The sequence below is a fragment of the Candidatus Poribacteria bacterium genome, assembly GCA_009839745.1.
In the GTDB taxonomy this organism is placed as follows: domain Bacteria; phylum Poribacteria; class WGA-4E; order WGA-4E; family WGA-3G; genus WGA-3G.
This window is the reverse complement of sequence record VXPE01000045.1, coordinates 30,520-46,212: the sequence shown is the minus strand read 5'-3', so window position 1 is coordinate 46,212 and position 15,693 is coordinate 30,520. Positions and strand designations below refer to the sequence as shown.

The window sequence follows — 15,693 nt, the reverse complement described above, 5'->3', positions numbered from 1 at the left end:
ATGTTCAAAGATTTGATTGAATACATCGTAAAATCTCTCGTCGATTATCCCGACCAGGTAGTGGTTCGTGAAGTAACTGGCGAAACGGTCGTTATCGTTGAGTTGACTGTCACAGAGGAAGATCTGGGGAAGATTATCGGTAGATATGGGCGAACGCTTAAAGCCATCAGAAGTGTGCTCTATACCGCGGGGTTGCAAGCCAACAAAAAGGTTATTCTTGAACTGATTGAATATCCGAAATCAGATGAGTAGATTGAAGAATAGCAGTCAGCAGAAGGGTGGTCGGCTGTCAGTCGGATTTTTTACGCCATAAAAAATCCTTTCAGTTTTCAGTTAAAGAGGGACGTGTGGCAGGAAAGTCTACTGTAACGTCCACTAAGTCTTAACCGATAACTGAAAACCGATAACCGAAAACCAATAGAAATGCGAATTGATGTTCTTGCCCTGTTTCCAGAGATACTCGCGCCAGCGTTGAACACGGGTATCCTCACGCGTGTTCAGGACGCCGATAAACTCGCTGTCAATCTCCATAACCTACGAGAGTGGGCAACCGATAAACATAAGTCGGTTGATGATTATCCTTATGGCGGCGGCGCGGGAATGATTCTTAAACCGGAACCTATTTTCGCAGCACTCACGACGTTGAACCCGGAAATGAATGCGAACGTTGTCTATTTGACACCGCAAGGGACCCCCTTGACCCAAGCCGTTGTGGAATCGCTTTCCTTGGAAAAACATCTCATTCTTTTGTGTGGGCGCTACAAGGGCGTTGATGAACGCGTGCGACACCGATTGGTAACGACTGAGATTTCTATTGGCGACTATGTGTTGAGCGGTGGAGAAATTGCTGCGCTCGTTTTGATTGATGCGATCGGGCGGGTCCTTCCGGGAGCCTTGGGCGATTATGAATCCGCACATGTCGATTCGTTCAGCCATGACTTACTCGACCATCCGCACTATACGCGTCCCGCTACGTTCGCGGATCTCACTGTGCCTGACGTGCTTTTGAGTGGACATCATAAGAATATTGAGAAATGGCGGTATGCGGAGGCACTCAAACGGACCGCAGCGTGCCGACCCGACCTACTGCAGCGGTTGGAACTGAGCGAAGAGGATATCGCGATTCTCAGAGCGGCGGGATTGATGGAATAAACCGAGGAATTGCGTATTGGGTCTTTCAGTGCCTTGTATATCTGCATAAATATATATCAGCACTTATATCTATTACATAAGGAGGCATAAGAGATGAATTTAATTGAATCTGTTGAAAATCAATATATGAAGAGCGATATCCCTAATTTTGGTCCTGGGGATGTTGTCAAGGTGAATACACGTATCCGTGAAGGACAGAAGGAACGCATTCAGGCATACGAAGGCACTGTCATCCGTCGCAACCATGGTGGATTGAAGGAGACCTTTACGGTTAGGCGTGTCGCATTTGGTGCTGGAAGTGAAAGAACCTTTCCGCTCCATTCTCCTAATATTGAAAGCATTCAAGTAGTTCGATACGGCGCTGTTCGCCGCGCGAAGTTGTATTACTTACGCGATCGGACCGGAAGAGCTGCCCGTGTCAAAGAGCGTAGAAGATAACCTGATGGAGATGAACGTTTTTGAGTTTGCGTGCCAACAAAACGGCTACAAACAGATTGCTGGCATTGACGAGGCAGGTCGAGGAGCTTTGGCAGGTCCCGTCATTGCCGCTGCAGTCATTTTACCGATCAATTGCGGCATTAGAGGTTTGCGAGATTCAAAACAGTTGTCTCCGAAGCAACGTGACTACCTATTTGACGAAATCCACGACGTTGCTGTATCCGTAGGTATCGGTGCCGCCGATCATCGGGTTATTGATCGTTTGAATATTCTTCAGGCGACGCTGTTAGCGATGCGAGAAGCCGTTGAAAAACTGACACCTGCCCCGGATTACGTGCTCGTTGACGGCTCGAATTTACCTGAAGCAGGAATTGTCGGTGAAGCAATTCCCAAAGGTGATAGCAAAAGTTATTCTATTGCGGCAGCCTCTATTATCGCCAAAGTCACTCGAGACCGACTGATGGCTGAATTGGATCCGATCTACCCCAACTACGGATTCTCGCGGCATAAAGGGTATCCCACCTCCCAACATCGACAAGCGATTGCCCAGTTTGGCACGTCCGAAATTCATCGTCGCACCTTTAAACTCCTTCCAGACGCTTGAACCGTTTACCGAACCCCAAGATAGAACCCTCTAATTCACCCCCGATAAGGGGTAAGTTCTCATCCGTAATGTCTAAGTAATTCTATAATCTACGATAAATAAGGTAAAATTAAAAAATGGATCGTTCGCGCGTGGACATCGCAAAAATGGGTGAGGCGTTGGCAGTGAAGCATCTCAAAGCGCGTGGGTGTAAAATCCTGGCACAGAATTATCGCGCACGCCGCGGTGAAATAGATATCATCGTGCGGGATGGTGAATTCACCGTTTTCGTGGAAGTGAAAACGCGGCGGAGCCTCAAATTTGGGGTGCCTCAAGCGGCCGTAACTTGGCAAAAACAGAAACAAATTTCTAAGGTCGCTTTGGCATACCTACAATCCCGAAACCTCTTGGACGCACCGTGCCGTTTCGATGTTATCGCAATTCACTTATCCCCGCAGCTTAAGGTGTTAAATCTCGAGCAAATTGAGAGCGCGTTTGAATTTCAAGCCTGAACCGAATTCGCAACGATGTCTTATGAAGTTCAATGCCTACAGATCGGGAAACCTTAGAATCCGTTTCGCGTTCCCTCCCATAATGTCTGCCAGTTCCGCTTCAGATAGATCCGGTAGTAATTCTTCTATCACGGTGGTAAGTTTCCCATACCCCGGTTCTTCCAATATCCATGGAAAATCGGTTGCCCACATCAACCGTTTTGCCCCAAAGCCAGTCAAAAGCCCTCGGTGCCATCCCGCCAAATCTTTATAAGGGAATTCTTCCGTGCTAAAGGCGTATTGACCGGAGAGATGCACATTCACATTTTCATAGCGTGCAAGTCGATAGGTGGTGTGCATGGTCAGGTTGTAACCCGTCACCTGTATCTGAGGTCTTCCATATTCATCCCAACTGAATTTGCCTTTTCCTGGGCACACGGCAAGATGATTGAGCACAACCCGGACCTGTGGAAATTCTTGTATCAGGTATGGCAGGAGGTGTGCATTAATCGCGTTCGGATAGAGCCACAAGACATAATCGCGTTCGGCAGCGCACTTCCAGATAGGATACGCCGCGAACTCGCGGACATCCATCTTCGCAAAAATATCACGCGGTCCCCCGAATGTGGAAAATCGGAATCCGATAATCCCAGTGTTATCTGTGAGTTCCGCCATGTGGTCGGCAGGATTTGGATGTCCGTCTGGAACCAATCCAATCCCTAAAAATCGGTTTGGATACGCTTTGAGACAGTGCAGTAAGTAACGATGGTTCGCTGTGCTCGCGCCCGCCATCTGGACAAGAACTGCCTGATCGATCCGGTGTTTCTCCATTTCATCTAACAGTTTTTCGACAGGCTCTTCCCGTTCTGCGGGCCAAACGTCTGATATCTCCCGTGGAAACTCGGCGGAGGCTTTTGTGAATACGTGCAGATGCGCGTCAATGCGTGGCATAGGTATCCCCCTTTGATTACCCGTCCAAACTGAACAATTTACGACGTTCCGGGGTCTGGCAGTGCTCCGAGATAGAGGCATACTGTTCCGGTCCGACACGTCCTGGTGTTCGTTTTTCGTAGATCAGGATAATGGATTTACGCGGCACATCGGAGTGATTGTCCATGGAAACGTGCCATCCACACGAATTGAACATGATCGCTGTGCCTGCTTTACCGGGGAAAGCTTTGTGTCCCGGCATGCTTTCTTGCCGCATCGGGCGCGTGTAGGGACCAGCATCGGGTTTATGGCTGCCCGGCACAAAGCCGAATTCCCCACCTCCCTGTTCGACATCGTTGACGTAAATTTGGACCTTGATGTGGAGTGGATTGTCATGTCCCACATCGGGATGCCATCCGGTGTAGCTCACGGGCCACGGTGCTACCGTCCGCACCTGAGGTCCTAAGAGGATGAGGTCGTGGTCGGTAAATGCCATCAAGGCACCGTAGTAGCTTGGATAGTCGATAATGTCGATGAAAACCGGATCCTTTTCAAGCGGATTTGGGATGTCATAGAAGGTCGCGACGGATTCCCCCGCTTCAACTCTATCCAGCCACTCTTCTTTGCACGCGTCTGCCCAGTAATCGAAAGCGGTTTGGAGTCGCTTGAGGTCCTCCCCTTGAATTGCGTTTTCAAAGACGAGATACCCTTCCTCTTCCCACTGTGCTTTCTGTTCAGGTGTTGGTAGAATCATGATTTTCCTCTCTTTACACGCTTTGCGCCGAATTAAGAAACGCGGCCCCTGCCTGCGATTTGCCAGACTGTTTCAACGTTATTGTCTCTGAGACCTATGAGTTCATCGTGCAGGTTGCTCGTCATCCCTTGATGCAGCGGGATAACGGAGAGCTGTTCACCGACCTTAAATCGGTGGGAGCATTCACTGACATCGACATGCCCGTGTTCGACCGACATTCCGTAAATCTTCGCCTCGGGATGTTCAATGATGTGACCGTAAGGCGTTGGGGGATAACTCGCAAAAGTCTTCATCCCACCATCAATAATAATCCGCTCAGGCGTTGGTGTGCTGACGACGGTTGTGATAACACGCAACACACACTTGTCAGGCGCGAGCATCTCGGAACTCCCGACCCGGGTCATCCCTTCGTAAACGTAAGAACCGCTTCGGGTTTCCGTGCAGCCGAGTTCTTTCGATGCCGCTTCCGAACCTGTGCCGCCACCACTGATGATGTTCACAGGAATTCCGTCGCTTGAGAGTAAGTCAAGCGTTTCTTCGATAAACGGCTTCGCTCGGACGTTGCTCGGATACGTCATCACACCTTGGAAATCGATGCCTGACATTTTCATAATCTGTTGTGCGAGGCGTTGTGCGTCTTGGGGGGACTGCACACCGCAGCGTCCACTTCCGGTATCGAGTTCCACGATAACAGGTACAACACAACCGTCAGCACTTGCTTGTTCAGAGATACCGGTTGCTGTTTCTTTTGAATCGAGTGCGACGATAACCTTGGCACGTTGGACGAGTGCTGTCAACCGTTTCAATTTCGGTGTTCCGACGATATTGTAAGGGACAAGGATATTGTCGATGTCAGCATCTACCATCACCTCTGCTTCGCCTAATTTCTGGCAGGTAATGCCTTGGGAACCGGCGGCAATCTGCAATTTAGCGATCTCTGGCACCTTATGCGTTTTGGTATGCACACGCAGGGGAATACCGAGTTGATCGCAATGTGTTGCCATACCCTCGATGTTCCGTTCAAGCACATCCAGATCTGCGGCAAGTGCGGGTGTGTCTAAGGCAGCGATGTTCATAGTTTCCTCGTAATGTAGACTATGGATTTCTACGTTTAATTTACCTCTTGTGCATTTTTCTGTCAAGCGATTGGGCGATGATGCGTGAAAAGCCTCTTGATTTTTTGTCAGATGGGTGCTATACTGTTCATACAAGAAATCCCTTCAAACACCCCTTGACACACCACGCGTGGCAGGTGCGGTTTTAGGGCAGCACATAGTGCTTTCTTCGGCTGGCAAGCGCACACCATTTGAAGCTTGAGCATGATTTTCTCACGGGAGATTTTAGGAAATTGAAACGATTAATTGTAGGAATTACCGGCGCGAGCGCAGGAGTCTATGGGGTCCGTCTGCTGCAAGTGCTCACAGAACAGCAGGATATAGAGATACATCTGACGATTTCTTCGTCTGGGGCGCGTGCCTTGTCAGAAGAACTTCAGCTTGAAGTTGACCTCAACAATTTCAAATTGGAATCCCTCATCGGTGTGTCTTCGCCGCGGGTTATTTACCATCACGAATCGGACATCGCGGCACCGATTGCCAGCGGCTCCTTCCGGACCGAGGGGATGGTCGTTGTGCCGTGCAGTATGGGGAGCGTTGCGTCTATCGCGGGAGGCATGTCGCGCAATCTTATCCAACGCGCCGCGGATGTATGTATCAAGGAGAATCGCAAGCTTGTAATTGTCCCGCGCGAGACACCCTTAAGTCCGATCCATTTGGAAAACATGCTGAAATTGTCGCGCCTGGGGGTTTGTGTGTTACCCGCAATGCCAGGGTTTTATCACTACCCAAAAGATGTGGACGATCTGCTCAACTTCGTTGTTACGAAAATATTGGATCAGTTTGGCATAGATACGGGATTGATTCAAAGGTGGAAAGAATTTTAATTTTCCCTTTTCTGTCCCACCCGATTGTGATGTCTACACCATAATCCCCATAGGAGTGCCGGAATAAGGTTGAGTGCCGCGATTCCCCACAAGATCATCGGTATCTGAAACCGATCTAACAGCATCCCAATCATCATTGAGCTGGCACCGCCCATAAGTGTGAAAAGGGCGAACTCAGTGCCGAAAATACGTCCTCGAATTTGGTTCGGGGCGCGTTGCAGCAGCAATTGTGTCGAAAATACCCATACGATTCCACCCCCGATGCTCCTCACAAGCCCCCCGAAAAGCACGGTCTCAAAATTAGATAGGGGAGCCATGATGGCTATTCCGATCACTGCGATTAAGTAACCGAGGGTGATACTGACTCGGAGCGGTTTGTCTCGGTCGCCGGTCCACCGCCGCGCCAGAATCGGTCCGATACCACTTCCGATCCCATTTACGCAGTATATCATTCCTAAACTCAATGCCCCACCGACTCCAATAACGAAATAACTATTGGAGATCTCCACTAACACCACCTGAACACCCGTAGACATTAAAAGGGATATCGCTGCCTTATGGATTGCGATGATTAGGATGTCGGGCCGCTGAAACATATAACGCAGTGCCGTTAACTTTGCACGTCCTGGCGTTTCTCCGGCAGTAGATGATGTCCCGGGGAGTCTAATCTTCAGCAAGAGGCCTGCTGAGACAGCAAAGGTGCATCCGTCAATAATGAAAGCCGTCTGGCTGCCAAAGAGTCCTGTTGTTAAACCCCCGATGGCAGCACCGACGGCGAGCATCACCGACCAGGTGGCTGCGCCGAGCGTGTTAGCAGTCCCCAGCTCTTGTGGAGAGGTAACGTCTGGGAGGATAGCACTCCGTGCCGGACTGAAGAAACCGCTGACACCGAACAGAACGGTCGTGAGGGCATAAAGCAACCAAATATCATTTGCATCTCGGACGAAAAGAAATCCGAGAACAACGACGGCGCGCACGATATCTGTGATGATTAACAGATGCTTCCGATTATACCTGTCCGCGAATATCCCCGCAATCGGAGCAACTGCGAAGGGTGCCAGCATTCGGATTGTAAACAGAATGCCTAACGCGAGACCGGAGTCCGTTAACTCAGCAATGAGGATGGCAGAGGCGATGAGGTTAAACCAATCCCCGAGCAGACTGACGACCTGCCCACCCCAGAGCCAGCGGAAGTTTGCATTCTGTAGAATCAGTTCAAAATAGCCGACCGGTTTTCCGATGTCCCGTTGTGTGTCCGTGGGCTGTGTTGGGGAACGTTCTTGTTTAGACAATTAGAGATTCCACCGTTCGTTAATCGGTTTCTGGTAGACTTCAATATTGCCCGCGACTACCTCTTCATAGTCAACTGCCTGTCCACAGGCATTAGACTCGTAAATCGCTTCACAAATGGATTTAGCCCGTAGCCCTACCTCAGCATCCAGTTCTGGGGGACGGTTGTTTGCTATTGCATCCGCGAAATCGTAGCATTCAAGGACGACACCATCGGTGAAGTTGTGTGGAAAGAGCCGCGCTGCTTCTTCATCGGAAAGGCTTGACTGATATTCGGCGATAAGGCTTTCCATGCTATGACGAGTGCCGTCTTTAAGAATCACTTCCGCGCCATCGAAGGGGCCGTGGAAGATGTCACCATCATCGAGGAGACAGCCTTCGCTCCCGTAGTAGACAACATGATGGAAGCCGTGTCCGACTGCTGCCCATGTACACGTCCAGAGTCCGATGACTCCATTTTTGAAGTTAAGGGTTGCAACCCAGGTGTCCTCCTGTTCGTTCTTGACGAGTTGCCCGGCTTTGGTAACTTGCAGATCCTCAAATTGACAAACGCGTCCATACACGGTGTCTGGGTCCCCGAAGAGATAGCGTATGGTATCGCAATAGTGTGCCCCGGAATCCATCACCATGCCACCCCCCCCGAGGGTTAAGTCGAGTCGCCAGTGCCAATCACTTTGCGGATCCGGTTCCCGATAAGAGGCGTGTTGTGCGGAAAACATCCGCAGATCGCCGAGCATCTGTTTTTCGTTCATTAACCATTCCGCAGTGCGTCGGCTCGGCATGCGACGGATGTTCTCAGCGGTTGCCGCGATTTTGTTATTCGCTTTCGCCGCCGCAATAATCGCATGACTCGCTTTGACGGTTACGCCCATCGGTTTCTCCACCATGACGTTGACCCCACTATTGAGGCACTTTATGGCATTGATATGGTGATGTGCATGCGACGTGCAAATATCTGCGCCGTCTAAATCCGCCGTTGCGAGCATGGTGTCGGTGTCATCAAACACGGTAGGTTTTTTACCCGTCACCGCTTTGACTTGATCGGCGAAGTTGTCTGCGCGTTCTTTGACTTCATCGCACATCGCGACGAGTTCTACTTTACCCGGCTCTGTTTGGTGTATTGTGAGGTAAGCGTTGAGATGCCCGGTTGCCATCCCACCGCATCCGATAATTGCAATTTGGACCGCCATGATTTTCCCCTTTTTTCGTAAAAATGTCTGATGCGTTATCGTATCACGGATACGTTTTTGAGGCAAATTGAAAACCTTCATTTCTGGGTAAGAACGACCCTTAAATCACTGTTTTTTTGTGATGTATTGAATGCTTCTCAGTTTCGTTTGACAAATACGCTCTTAATAGGTATGATTAATACATGATTTAATTAAGGGTGAACCGTTAACAGAAACATGGCACTATATATATTTATGAGTGTTGCGTCTTACATTGTAGGCGTGCAGTGCCCTGAACGAAAGGAAAATTGACGATGTTTTCAAATCAAGGACAGCAGTCTGAATCTCAACTCGGCGGTAATGCTCCAGGCTCCCAACAAGGACACGGTTTCGGTACCGCGCCCGTGTTCCTAGCTTCAGTGAGTACGATTCTCGGTGCTATTCTCTTTTTACGGTTCGGTTACGCCGTTGCACACGCCGGGCTCTGGGGGAGCCTCATGGTTATCGCACTTGGGCATCTTGTGACGGTTCCGACGGTTCTGGCGGTGTCTGAGATTGCGACGAATCGTCGCGTAGCGGGTGGCGGTGCATACTATATTGTTAGTCGCTCGTTCGGAGAGAGTATCGGAGGCTCCATCGGAATTGCCCTGTATATCTCCCAAGCCATCTCGGTTGCCTTCTATATCGTGGCGTTTGCCCAGGCTTTTCAACCTATTTATGACTGGGTCGCGACGACGTATGGATTGATTCCCGACCCACGGTGGGTAAGTCTGCCCTTCACCGTCTTTCTTCTTGTCCTGATGCTGACGAAGGGCGCAGGGAGCGGGGTTCGAGTGCTATGGGGCGTGTGTGCAATCCTCGCAGTGTCCATAATTACGTTCCTTTTGGGACAGGGACCTGAATCAATTCGGCCCGAGGGATTGAACCTTACGGCACGTATTGAGAATCCCGACAGTTTTGGCATCGTTTTCGCCACATGCTTTCCCGCATTTACCGGTATGATTGCAGGTTTGGGGTTATCTGGTGATCTGAAAAATCCGCAAAGAAGTATACCCGTCGGGACGATCGGGGCAACATTCGCAGGCATGGTCATATATGTGCTTGTTGCGATTAAGCTCGGTCAGAGTGCCACGCCTGAAGCACTCGATGCCGATGAGTTTATCATGGCAAAGGTTTCGCTGTGGGGACCCGCTATCTACGTCGGATTGGGGGCAGCTGCGCTTTCCTCTGCGCTCGGATCGATTATGGTGGCTCCGAGAACATTGCAAATGCTTGCCCGAGACAGTGTGCTACCGATCCCGAAATTAAACCGTCTCATGGAAAAAGGTGTCGGTGAGTCGCAGGAACCTGTATATGCGACATCTGTGTCAGGCATCATCGCGATCATTTTCGTGGCGATCGGCGAATTGGACTTCATCGCACAGATCTTGACGATGTTCTTCATGGTAACTTATGGCGCGCTCTGTGCAGTGTCGTTCCTGGAGCACTTTGCGAGTAATCCCTCGTATCGCCCTACCTTCCATTCTCGCTGGTACTTATCTCTCTTAGGGACTGTCATGTGCGGTTTGATGATGTTCCAAATCAGCGCACTCTATGCTTTCATTTCTATAGGACTCATGGCGGTGGCCTACCTCGGACTCCGCAGAAGTCATAAGGGACAACGCGACTTGACGGCGATCTTTCAAGGCACCATGTTTCAGTTAACCCGATGGCTTCAGATTACTTTACAAAAAAGTCGGGTCAATTCGTCTGAAGGCGGATGGCGCCCCTCGATTGTCGCAATGACCCGATTCGGAGAGGGACGGCTCGGACATTTCGATCTACTACGCTGGATTTGCCACAGGCATGGGTTCGGACACTTCATCCGTCTGTTCCCTGGAGACTACTCGTTTTCCAGTGAACTCCAAGCACGTATCCATGTGGATGATTTGATTAAAAAGACGGAGGTCAGCAGAGCCGGTATCTTCGTGGATTCCATAATTTGCCCGACGTTTCAACTCGCCCTGACACAAATATTGCAGATGCCCGGGATTTCGGGGTTGCCAAATAATTGTGTTCTCCTTGAATTCGATCGTGACAGGCCTGACGAGGTCGAAGAAGTTAAAGAAGGAATACCCCTTGTTGCGAATTCGTTGTTCAATGTCCTGGTCCTGCGATCCACGGGATACCGATTTGGGTATCGTTCCTCGATCGATGTATGGGTAACGGAAGACAACTTGAAAAACGCACCAATGATGCTCTTGCTTGCCTTTATCATTGTAGGGCATCCAGATTGGAGACGTGCCGAAATCCGGCTTTTCGCTTGTTCCGAAGCCACGGATGCTAAGCGGGAAGCGAACAGACTTTCGACGCTCATGAAGGAAGGGCGACTTCCGATTTCAATGCATAACGTGACGTCCGTCTCTTACAGCAGTCAGACGGCTTTAGAGCAAGAGATAGAGCATCGATCCTCTCAGACCGATTTGGTGATCGCAGGTTTAACAGGGGAAGATATCTACTCTGAAAAATTGGCGAAAACGCTACAGTCCTACGAGGCAGCCAATGACGTGTTGTTCGTTCATGCAATTGAACAGATTTCAATCGATTAATAGAGGCAGGGTTTGATGAATGAGTTGATCCCACAAGCTCTTGATTTATTTCAAACACGGGTCATCACTTTAGGTGAGGAACCTGTGAGAGTCATCCAAATTGTTGGGTTAATTGTCACTTTGACAGCCACATTGACAATCGCAGGTTTTTTACGCCGATGGTTCCGGCGGCTTTTCAATAGGCTCGGGATCCCACAAACCCTCATAAATCGATTACTGGCACTGCTATTCCTGGTCGTCTTAATTTTTGGGATCGGTTTGGCATTCCGGCTTGCAGGGATTAGCACTGGGTTCTTTGGTAAACTTTTTGATTATCCGCTTACCGACCTTTTTCAACCTTCTCAGAAACCCGGAGAGCCCGATGCGACTGCAGAAGTCGCGAAATTAACGTTGGCGCGGCTTTTTTATGGGTTTGTAATTGTCTTCGGGATGTTTATTCTCTCAAAATATGTTCAATGGGTGCTACGGCGACAGGTATTACAGGCTTTTCAAATTGCGGATCATACCCAGTTTATTTTACTCCGCTTCCTTCACTTCAGCCTTATCATTATCGGGGTCATTATCAGTCTCAACACGATCGGTGTGAGTTTCACAAGTGTAGCCTTAATTTTCGGTGGGCTAAGTATTGGGATCGGTTTTGGTTTACAGAATATCGCCTCGAACCTAATATCGGGATTTATTCTGATTTTTGAACGCCCTATCAAAATTGGGGATCTCGTGGAGATTATGGACGTTAACATATTTGGGAGGGTCGGTAGCATCAATCTTCGGTCAACGATCATCGTCGCCCTTGATGAAAAGGAAGTTATCGTCCCGAATTCTCAGCTGATTACAGAATCTGTTCATAACCTCACGCACTATAATAACCGCTATCGACTTCAGATTCCGGTGGGTGTATCGTATAGTTCAGATGTGACGCTTGTCAAAAAGCTCCTACTTGAAGTCGCTCACGCCCATCCGGAGATAATTAAAGAACCCAATCCTGCTATGGAAAACGTCACCGCACCGTTTGTCCGCTTCACTGACTTCGGGGAATCGTCCTTGAATTTTGAATTGTTGGCATGGGTTTCCGATTGTTTTCAACGTTTTGATATTGCGAGCGATCTGCATTTTATGATTTGGGAAAAATTTAAGGAGCACGACATTAGGATCCCCTTCCCACAACGGGATGTCCATTTGTATCCAACGGACACCGAGCCGCAAAAACTGCCGACCCCTTAGGTGTGCCGAATGACATCACCCCTGACGAGATAATAGACCTCTTCACTGATATTTGCCGCCAGGTCGCCTATCCGTTCCAAATGCCGAAAAAGGAGGAGCAGACTGATACCGGGTTGGATAAGTCTCGGATGTTCGCTCAAAATTGTCAGAAGTTCGTGGAGCATCTTTTCATAAATTTCGTCAACTTCAGTGTCGCGTGCTCGAATTTCTAAGGCATGTTCGGCGTTCCGATTGACGAAGGCATCTATTGCGTCCTTAACCATGGCTTGAATCACCTGTGCGACGTATGGGAGGTCTACGAAGGGTTTGACCGGTGGATGCTCCGATAACTCAATGCTCCGTTTGGCGATAGAAACGCTTTTGTCCGCTATCCTTTCGACGTTATAGTTAACCTTCATCGCTGTTGTTAGAAACCGGAGTTCTATGGCTACGGGTTGATGGAGTGCGATGAGTTGGATACACAATGACTCGATCTCGTTTTCAAGCAGATCAATCCTATCGTCTGTAGCAATGACGAGTGCCGCTAACGCGCTATCTCGCGTTAAAACGGATTCAATGGATTGCCGCAGCATCTGTTCCGCAAGCCCCGCCATTTCTAATATTTTGTGCTGAAGTCCCTTGATCTCGTGTTCTAACATAAAACCACCGCGTAATATTGTCCCGCAGGTCTCCTCTATAGGCTTGCACAAGGAGTCGTGCCCAGATTTAATAGCTTAAAGCACCTGTCACATATTGCTCTGTTCTTGTATCTTGTGGATTTGTGAAAATCTTTTCCGTTGTTCCGAATTCGATCAATTCCCCGCAGTAGAGAAACCCCGCGACATCAGAAACACGCGCCGCTTGCCGCCTTTTATTCGTGACGAAGATAAGGGTGTAATCGTTTGCGAGATCTCGTATGAGCGTCTCGATTTTAACGGTTGCGATCGGGTCCAGTTCCCCACACGGCTCATCAAATATCAGGATTTCGGGGTCAACCGCTAATGCCCGCGCCGTACAGAGAAGTTGTTGCTGTCCGATTGAGAGATGTTTTGGATCTCCGTGCAAAATAGGTTCCACTTCATTCCAAAGTCCGGCTCTTAGCAGGCTTTTCTGAACGATGCTATCAAGGTGTGAAGATTGCTGTATGCCTGCTATCCGAGCCCCGTATGCCACATTCCCATAGATAGAGCAACGAAATAATTCAGGTTTTCGGAACACCATTCCAATCTTTTTCCGAATGGCGGTGACATCTGCCTTTTTGGCATACATGTTACTGCCTTTAAAAAGTATTTCGCCGCTGAACCTGAAATTCGGCGTAAAGTCATTTAAACGATTGAAGCACCGGACAAGTGTGCTTTTACCGCAATTGGCAGGACCCATGAGTGCTGTTACCTGTCTCGGTTGGACCTCAAACGAGAGGGTGTTCAGAATCTGATGATCGCCATACCACACATTTAAGTTATGGGTGCTCAGAATGGGGTCTTCTGTTTTCGTCTGCATCGTTTTTTTTACTTATGGGTTCCGGATTCAATCGTTAAAAAGCTGGAAATAGTGCTCAATAGCAGTGCTCCGCCTAAGAATAACACGAATCTATCGGGTATGCCTCTGGGACCTGTTGTATGGCTCGGTATATGGATACCGATAAGTAAGGCAGCTCCCGCGAGTGCCCGAGACATCGATCGACATCCGCCTGCAAGCATTTTTGGAAAGGCAAGCGGCACGACCTGTTTCGTTAAGACTTGCCATTGAGTGGCACCTAAGACGTAGGCAGATTCACGGATGGGTGTCGCAACAGATCGAAGTGCCTCTTGGGTTGTTTTGATTGCTATTGGCATTGCCATCAGAATGAAAATTAAAGTCTCTGCGTAAAACACCAACGTGTTCCGTTGAAAGAGAGCGACTTCTGATCCAGATTCATTCACGTTCTCGGCAGGCGGAAGGGCGCCGATCTCTTTGAGAACGCCGGTGTCGCTGAAAATAACCATGATTGCTAAAAGTCCGTATAAGAGTGAAGGAATTTCAGTCAAAAAGTTGACTTGGCTTCCGATAAAACCTCGAATCCAACTTGTTACTGGACACCATTCTTCTAAGTAAAAAGCGCAAGCTACCCCGAATAAAACCGCCAAAAGGCTGATGGGTAGAATCAGATTGAGATCGCTGATGAGACTGGGCAATATACCGGAGATACGAGAGGTTGATGACGTTTGAATGTGAGCCTCCGCTGTTTTTCTAAGGTTGTTCCAGAAAAAAACAAACACGGCTCCCACTATAATGACAGCCCCCCCCTGCAAAGCGATTTTTTTTCTGAGTTCTGAACGGATCATTGAGGAATTCATGATTGGGTATCCTAATGACGGAAACTGATGGCTGACAGTTATTCTTATCCGTATCGCATTTGGACGTAATCCGCGGTTTTAGGGTGTTGAGGTGTTTCAAAGAGGGCTTGTGTTTCTCTGTGTTCAATAAGTTCGCCGAGGAACATATAGATACACTCCGTACTGACTCGCCGTGCCTGTGCCATGTTGTGCGTTACGATAAGGAATGTATATGTCCCCGCAAGGGCTTCCATGAGTTCTTCAACAGCGAGCGTGCCTTTCGCGTCTAACGCGGAGCAGGGTTCATCCATCAGAATGACTTTGGGTTTCAGCGGTAGCAAACGCGCGATACAGAGTTTTTGCTGCTGTTCAAGTTGGAGTGATGTCGCCCGCACCTTCAATTTGTCCTTCAGATCCTCCCAGAGGAAGACGGATGTAAGTGCCTCTTCAACAATCTGATCTGATTCTGTTCGGGTCATACTCCGTATTGGAGAGTGGATACGCAAACCGAACAGTATATTTTCGTAGACTGAAATCGGCAATGGATTTGGTCTTTGGAACACCATACCCACGGCTTTTCGGAGTTCCGGCAAAGAGACATCCGCATCATAGATATTTTTTCCCAGAATCTCGATTGTCCCTTTCGTCGTAACGTTACCGTAGCGTTCATTGACGCGGTTGAAGCAGCGCAATAGTGTTGATTTCCCACATCCAGAAGGACCGATAAGCGAAGTTATTTGGCCGTCGCGTATCCTGACGCTCACATCAATGAGGGCTTGGAAGTCACCATACCAGAGGTTGAGATTTTCAGTTTCAATGCTATAATTCATCTTTTTCGTAG

17 protein-coding genes are annotated in these 15,693 nt (G+C 49.0%); 8 read left to right on the top strand and 9 right to left on the bottom strand.

The window, feature by feature from the left end; all coding sequences use genetic code 11:
- From F4X88_07705 to F4X88_07685, 5 genes are all read left to right on the top strand, one after another.
- On the top strand, positions 1-252 hold the full coding sequence (locus F4X88_07705; GenBank protein MYA56163.1) for a KH domain-containing protein: 252 nt from the start codon (positions 1-3) through the stop codon (positions 250-252).
- Between the two features lie 171 nt (positions 253-423).
- The gene (gene trmD / locus F4X88_07700; GenBank protein MYA56162.1) at positions 424-1,152 is read left to right on the top strand and encodes a tRNA (guanosine(37)-N1)-methyltransferase TrmD; all 729 of its coding nucleotides are present in this window, start codon (positions 424-426) and stop codon (positions 1,150-1,152) included.
- Between the two features lie 93 nt (positions 1,153-1,245).
- On the top strand, positions 1,246-1,590 hold the full coding sequence (locus F4X88_07695; GenBank protein ID MYA56161.1) for a 50S ribosomal protein L19: 345 nt from the start codon (positions 1,246-1,248) through the stop codon (positions 1,588-1,590).
- Positions 1,568-2,194, top strand: coding sequence for a ribonuclease HII (locus tag F4X88_07690; protein MYA56160.1), 627 nt, complete (start codon positions 1,568-1,570; stop codon positions 2,192-2,194). The genes F4X88_07695 and F4X88_07690 overlap by 23 nt, the downstream gene beginning before the upstream one ends.
- A gap of 116 nt (positions 2,195-2,310) precedes the next feature.
- Complete coding sequence (locus F4X88_07685; GenBank protein ID MYA56159.1) at positions 2,311-2,685, top strand: YraN family protein; 375 nt, start codon at positions 2,311-2,313, stop codon at positions 2,683-2,685.
- Positions 2,686-2,721: 36 nt separating this feature from the next.
- On the opposite strand, the gene F4X88_07680 is transcribed toward F4X88_07685, so the two are convergent.
- Genes F4X88_07680 through F4X88_07670 form a run of 3 tightly spaced genes read right to left on the bottom strand, consistent with a single transcriptional unit; the run spans position 2,722 to position 5,424 of the window.
- Positions 2,722-3,696, bottom strand: a complete 975-nt coding sequence (locus F4X88_07680; GenBank protein MYA56158.1) for an amidohydrolase — start codon at positions 3,694-3,696, stop codon at positions 2,722-2,724.
- Positions 3,632-4,348, bottom strand: a complete 717-nt coding sequence (locus F4X88_07675; GenBank protein MYA56157.1) for a phytanoyl-CoA dioxygenase family protein — start codon at positions 4,346-4,348, stop codon at positions 3,632-3,634. Before F4X88_07675 ends, F4X88_07680 begins: the two co-directional genes overlap by 65 nt.
- A 32-nt stretch (positions 4,349-4,380) precedes the next feature.
- Positions 4,381-5,424, bottom strand: coding sequence for a D-TA family PLP-dependent enzyme (locus tag F4X88_07670; protein MYA56156.1), 1,044 nt, complete (start codon positions 5,422-5,424; stop codon positions 4,381-4,383).
- A 272-nt stretch (positions 5,425-5,696) separates the two neighbouring features.
- Between F4X88_07670 and F4X88_07665 the strand changes: the two genes are divergently transcribed.
- Positions 5,697-6,290, top strand: coding sequence for a UbiX family flavin prenyltransferase (locus tag F4X88_07665; protein ID MYA56155.1), 594 nt, complete (start codon positions 5,697-5,699; stop codon positions 6,288-6,290).
- Here F4X88_07665 and F4X88_07660 read toward each other — a convergent pair.
- Both F4X88_07660 and F4X88_07655 read right to left on the bottom strand, forming a co-directional pair.
- A complete protein-coding gene (locus tag F4X88_07660) occupies positions 6,287-7,582 on the bottom strand; it encodes an MFS transporter (GenBank protein ID MYA56154.1) in 1,296 nt (431 codons plus the stop codon). The two genes, F4X88_07665 and F4X88_07660, sit on opposite strands and share 4 nt — an antisense overlap.
- Positions 7,583-8,851, bottom strand: coding sequence for a Gfo/Idh/MocA family oxidoreductase (locus tag F4X88_07655; GenBank protein MYA56153.1), 1,269 nt, complete (start codon positions 8,849-8,851; stop codon positions 7,583-7,585). It abuts the gene before it with no gap.
- 212 nt (positions 8,852-9,063) lie between these two features.
- Between F4X88_07655 and F4X88_07650 the strand changes: the two genes are divergently transcribed.
- Entirely contained in the window at positions 9,064-11,337 is a 2,274-nt protein-coding gene (locus F4X88_07650; GenBank protein MYA56152.1) for a hypothetical protein, read from the top strand.
- Positions 11,338-11,352: 15 nt separating this feature from the next.
- A complete protein-coding gene (locus F4X88_07645; protein MYA56151.1) occupies positions 11,353-12,558 on the top strand; it encodes a mechanosensitive ion channel in 1,206 nt (401 codons plus the stop codon).
- Here F4X88_07645 and phoU read toward each other — a convergent pair.
- The 4 genes from phoU to F4X88_07625 form a co-directional block, all read right to left on the bottom strand.
- Positions 12,555-13,196: a phosphate signaling complex protein PhoU gene (gene phoU / locus F4X88_07640; GenBank protein ID MYA56150.1), complete on the bottom strand. Its 642-nt coding sequence runs from the start codon at positions 13,194-13,196 to the stop codon at positions 12,555-12,557. The two genes, F4X88_07645 and phoU, sit on opposite strands and share 4 nt — an antisense overlap.
- Before the next feature lie 67 nt (positions 13,197-13,263).
- Entirely contained in the window at positions 13,264-14,037 is a 774-nt protein-coding gene (locus F4X88_07635; protein MYA56149.1) for a phosphate ABC transporter ATP-binding protein, read from the bottom strand.
- Positions 14,038-14,045: 8 nt separating this feature from the next.
- Positions 14,046-14,873 carry an ABC transporter permease subunit gene (locus F4X88_07630; protein ID MYA56148.1) on the bottom strand — a complete coding sequence of 276 codons (828 nt, stop codon included), beginning with the start codon at positions 14,871-14,873 and terminating at the stop codon, positions 14,046-14,048.
- Positions 14,874-14,917: 44 nt separating this feature from the next.
- On the bottom strand, positions 14,918-15,682 hold the full coding sequence (locus F4X88_07625) for a phosphate ABC transporter ATP-binding protein (protein ID MYA56147.1): 765 nt from the start codon (positions 15,680-15,682) through the stop codon (positions 14,918-14,920).
- Between the last annotated feature and the right edge of the window lie 11 nt (positions 15,683-15,693).

Coding starts and splice junctions, on each gene's coding strand:
- F4X88_07705 (MYA56163.1), top strand. CDS start 1: ATGTTCAAAGATTTGATTGAATACATCGTAAAATCTCTCGTCGATTAT.
- trmD (MYA56162.1), top strand. CDS start 424: ATGCGAATTGATGTTCTTGCCCTGTTTCCAGAGATACTCGCGCCAGCG.
- F4X88_07695 (MYA56161.1), top strand. CDS start 1,246: ATGAATTTAATTGAATCTGTTGAAAATCAATATATGAAGAGCGATATC.
- F4X88_07685 (MYA56159.1), top strand. CDS start 2,311: ATGGATCGTTCGCGCGTGGACATCGCAAAAATGGGTGAGGCGTTGGCA.
- F4X88_07680 (MYA56158.1), bottom strand. CDS start 3,696: ATGCCTCTATCTCGGAGCACTGCCAGACCCCGGAACGTCGTAAATTGT.
- F4X88_07675 (MYA56157.1), bottom strand. CDS start 4,348: ATGATTCTACCAACACCTGAACAGAAAGCACAGTGGGAAGAGGAAGGG.
- F4X88_07670 (MYA56156.1), bottom strand. CDS start 5,424: ATGAACATCGCTGCCTTAGACACACCCGCACTTGCCGCAGATCTGGAT.
- F4X88_07655 (MYA56153.1), bottom strand. CDS start 8,851: ATGAAGGTTTTCAATTTGCCTCAAAAACGTATCCGTGATACGATAACG.
- F4X88_07650 (MYA56152.1), top strand. CDS start 9,064: ATGTTTTCAAATCAAGGACAGCAGTCTGAATCTCAACTCGGCGGTAAT.
- F4X88_07645 (MYA56151.1), top strand. CDS start 11,353: ATGAATGAGTTGATCCCACAAGCTCTTGATTTATTTCAAACACGGGTC.
- phoU (MYA56150.1), bottom strand. CDS start 13,196: ATGTTAGAACACGAGATCAAGGGACTTCAGCACAAAATATTAGAAATG.
- F4X88_07635 (MYA56149.1), bottom strand. CDS start 14,037: ATGCAGACGAAAACAGAAGACCCCATTCTGAGCACCCATAACTTAAAT.
- F4X88_07630 (MYA56148.1), bottom strand. CDS start 14,873: ATGAATTCCTCAATGATCCGTTCAGAACTCAGAAAAAAAATCGCTTTG.
- F4X88_07625 (MYA56147.1), bottom strand. CDS start 15,682: ATGAATTATAGCATTGAAACTGAAAATCTCAACCTCTGGTATGGTGAC.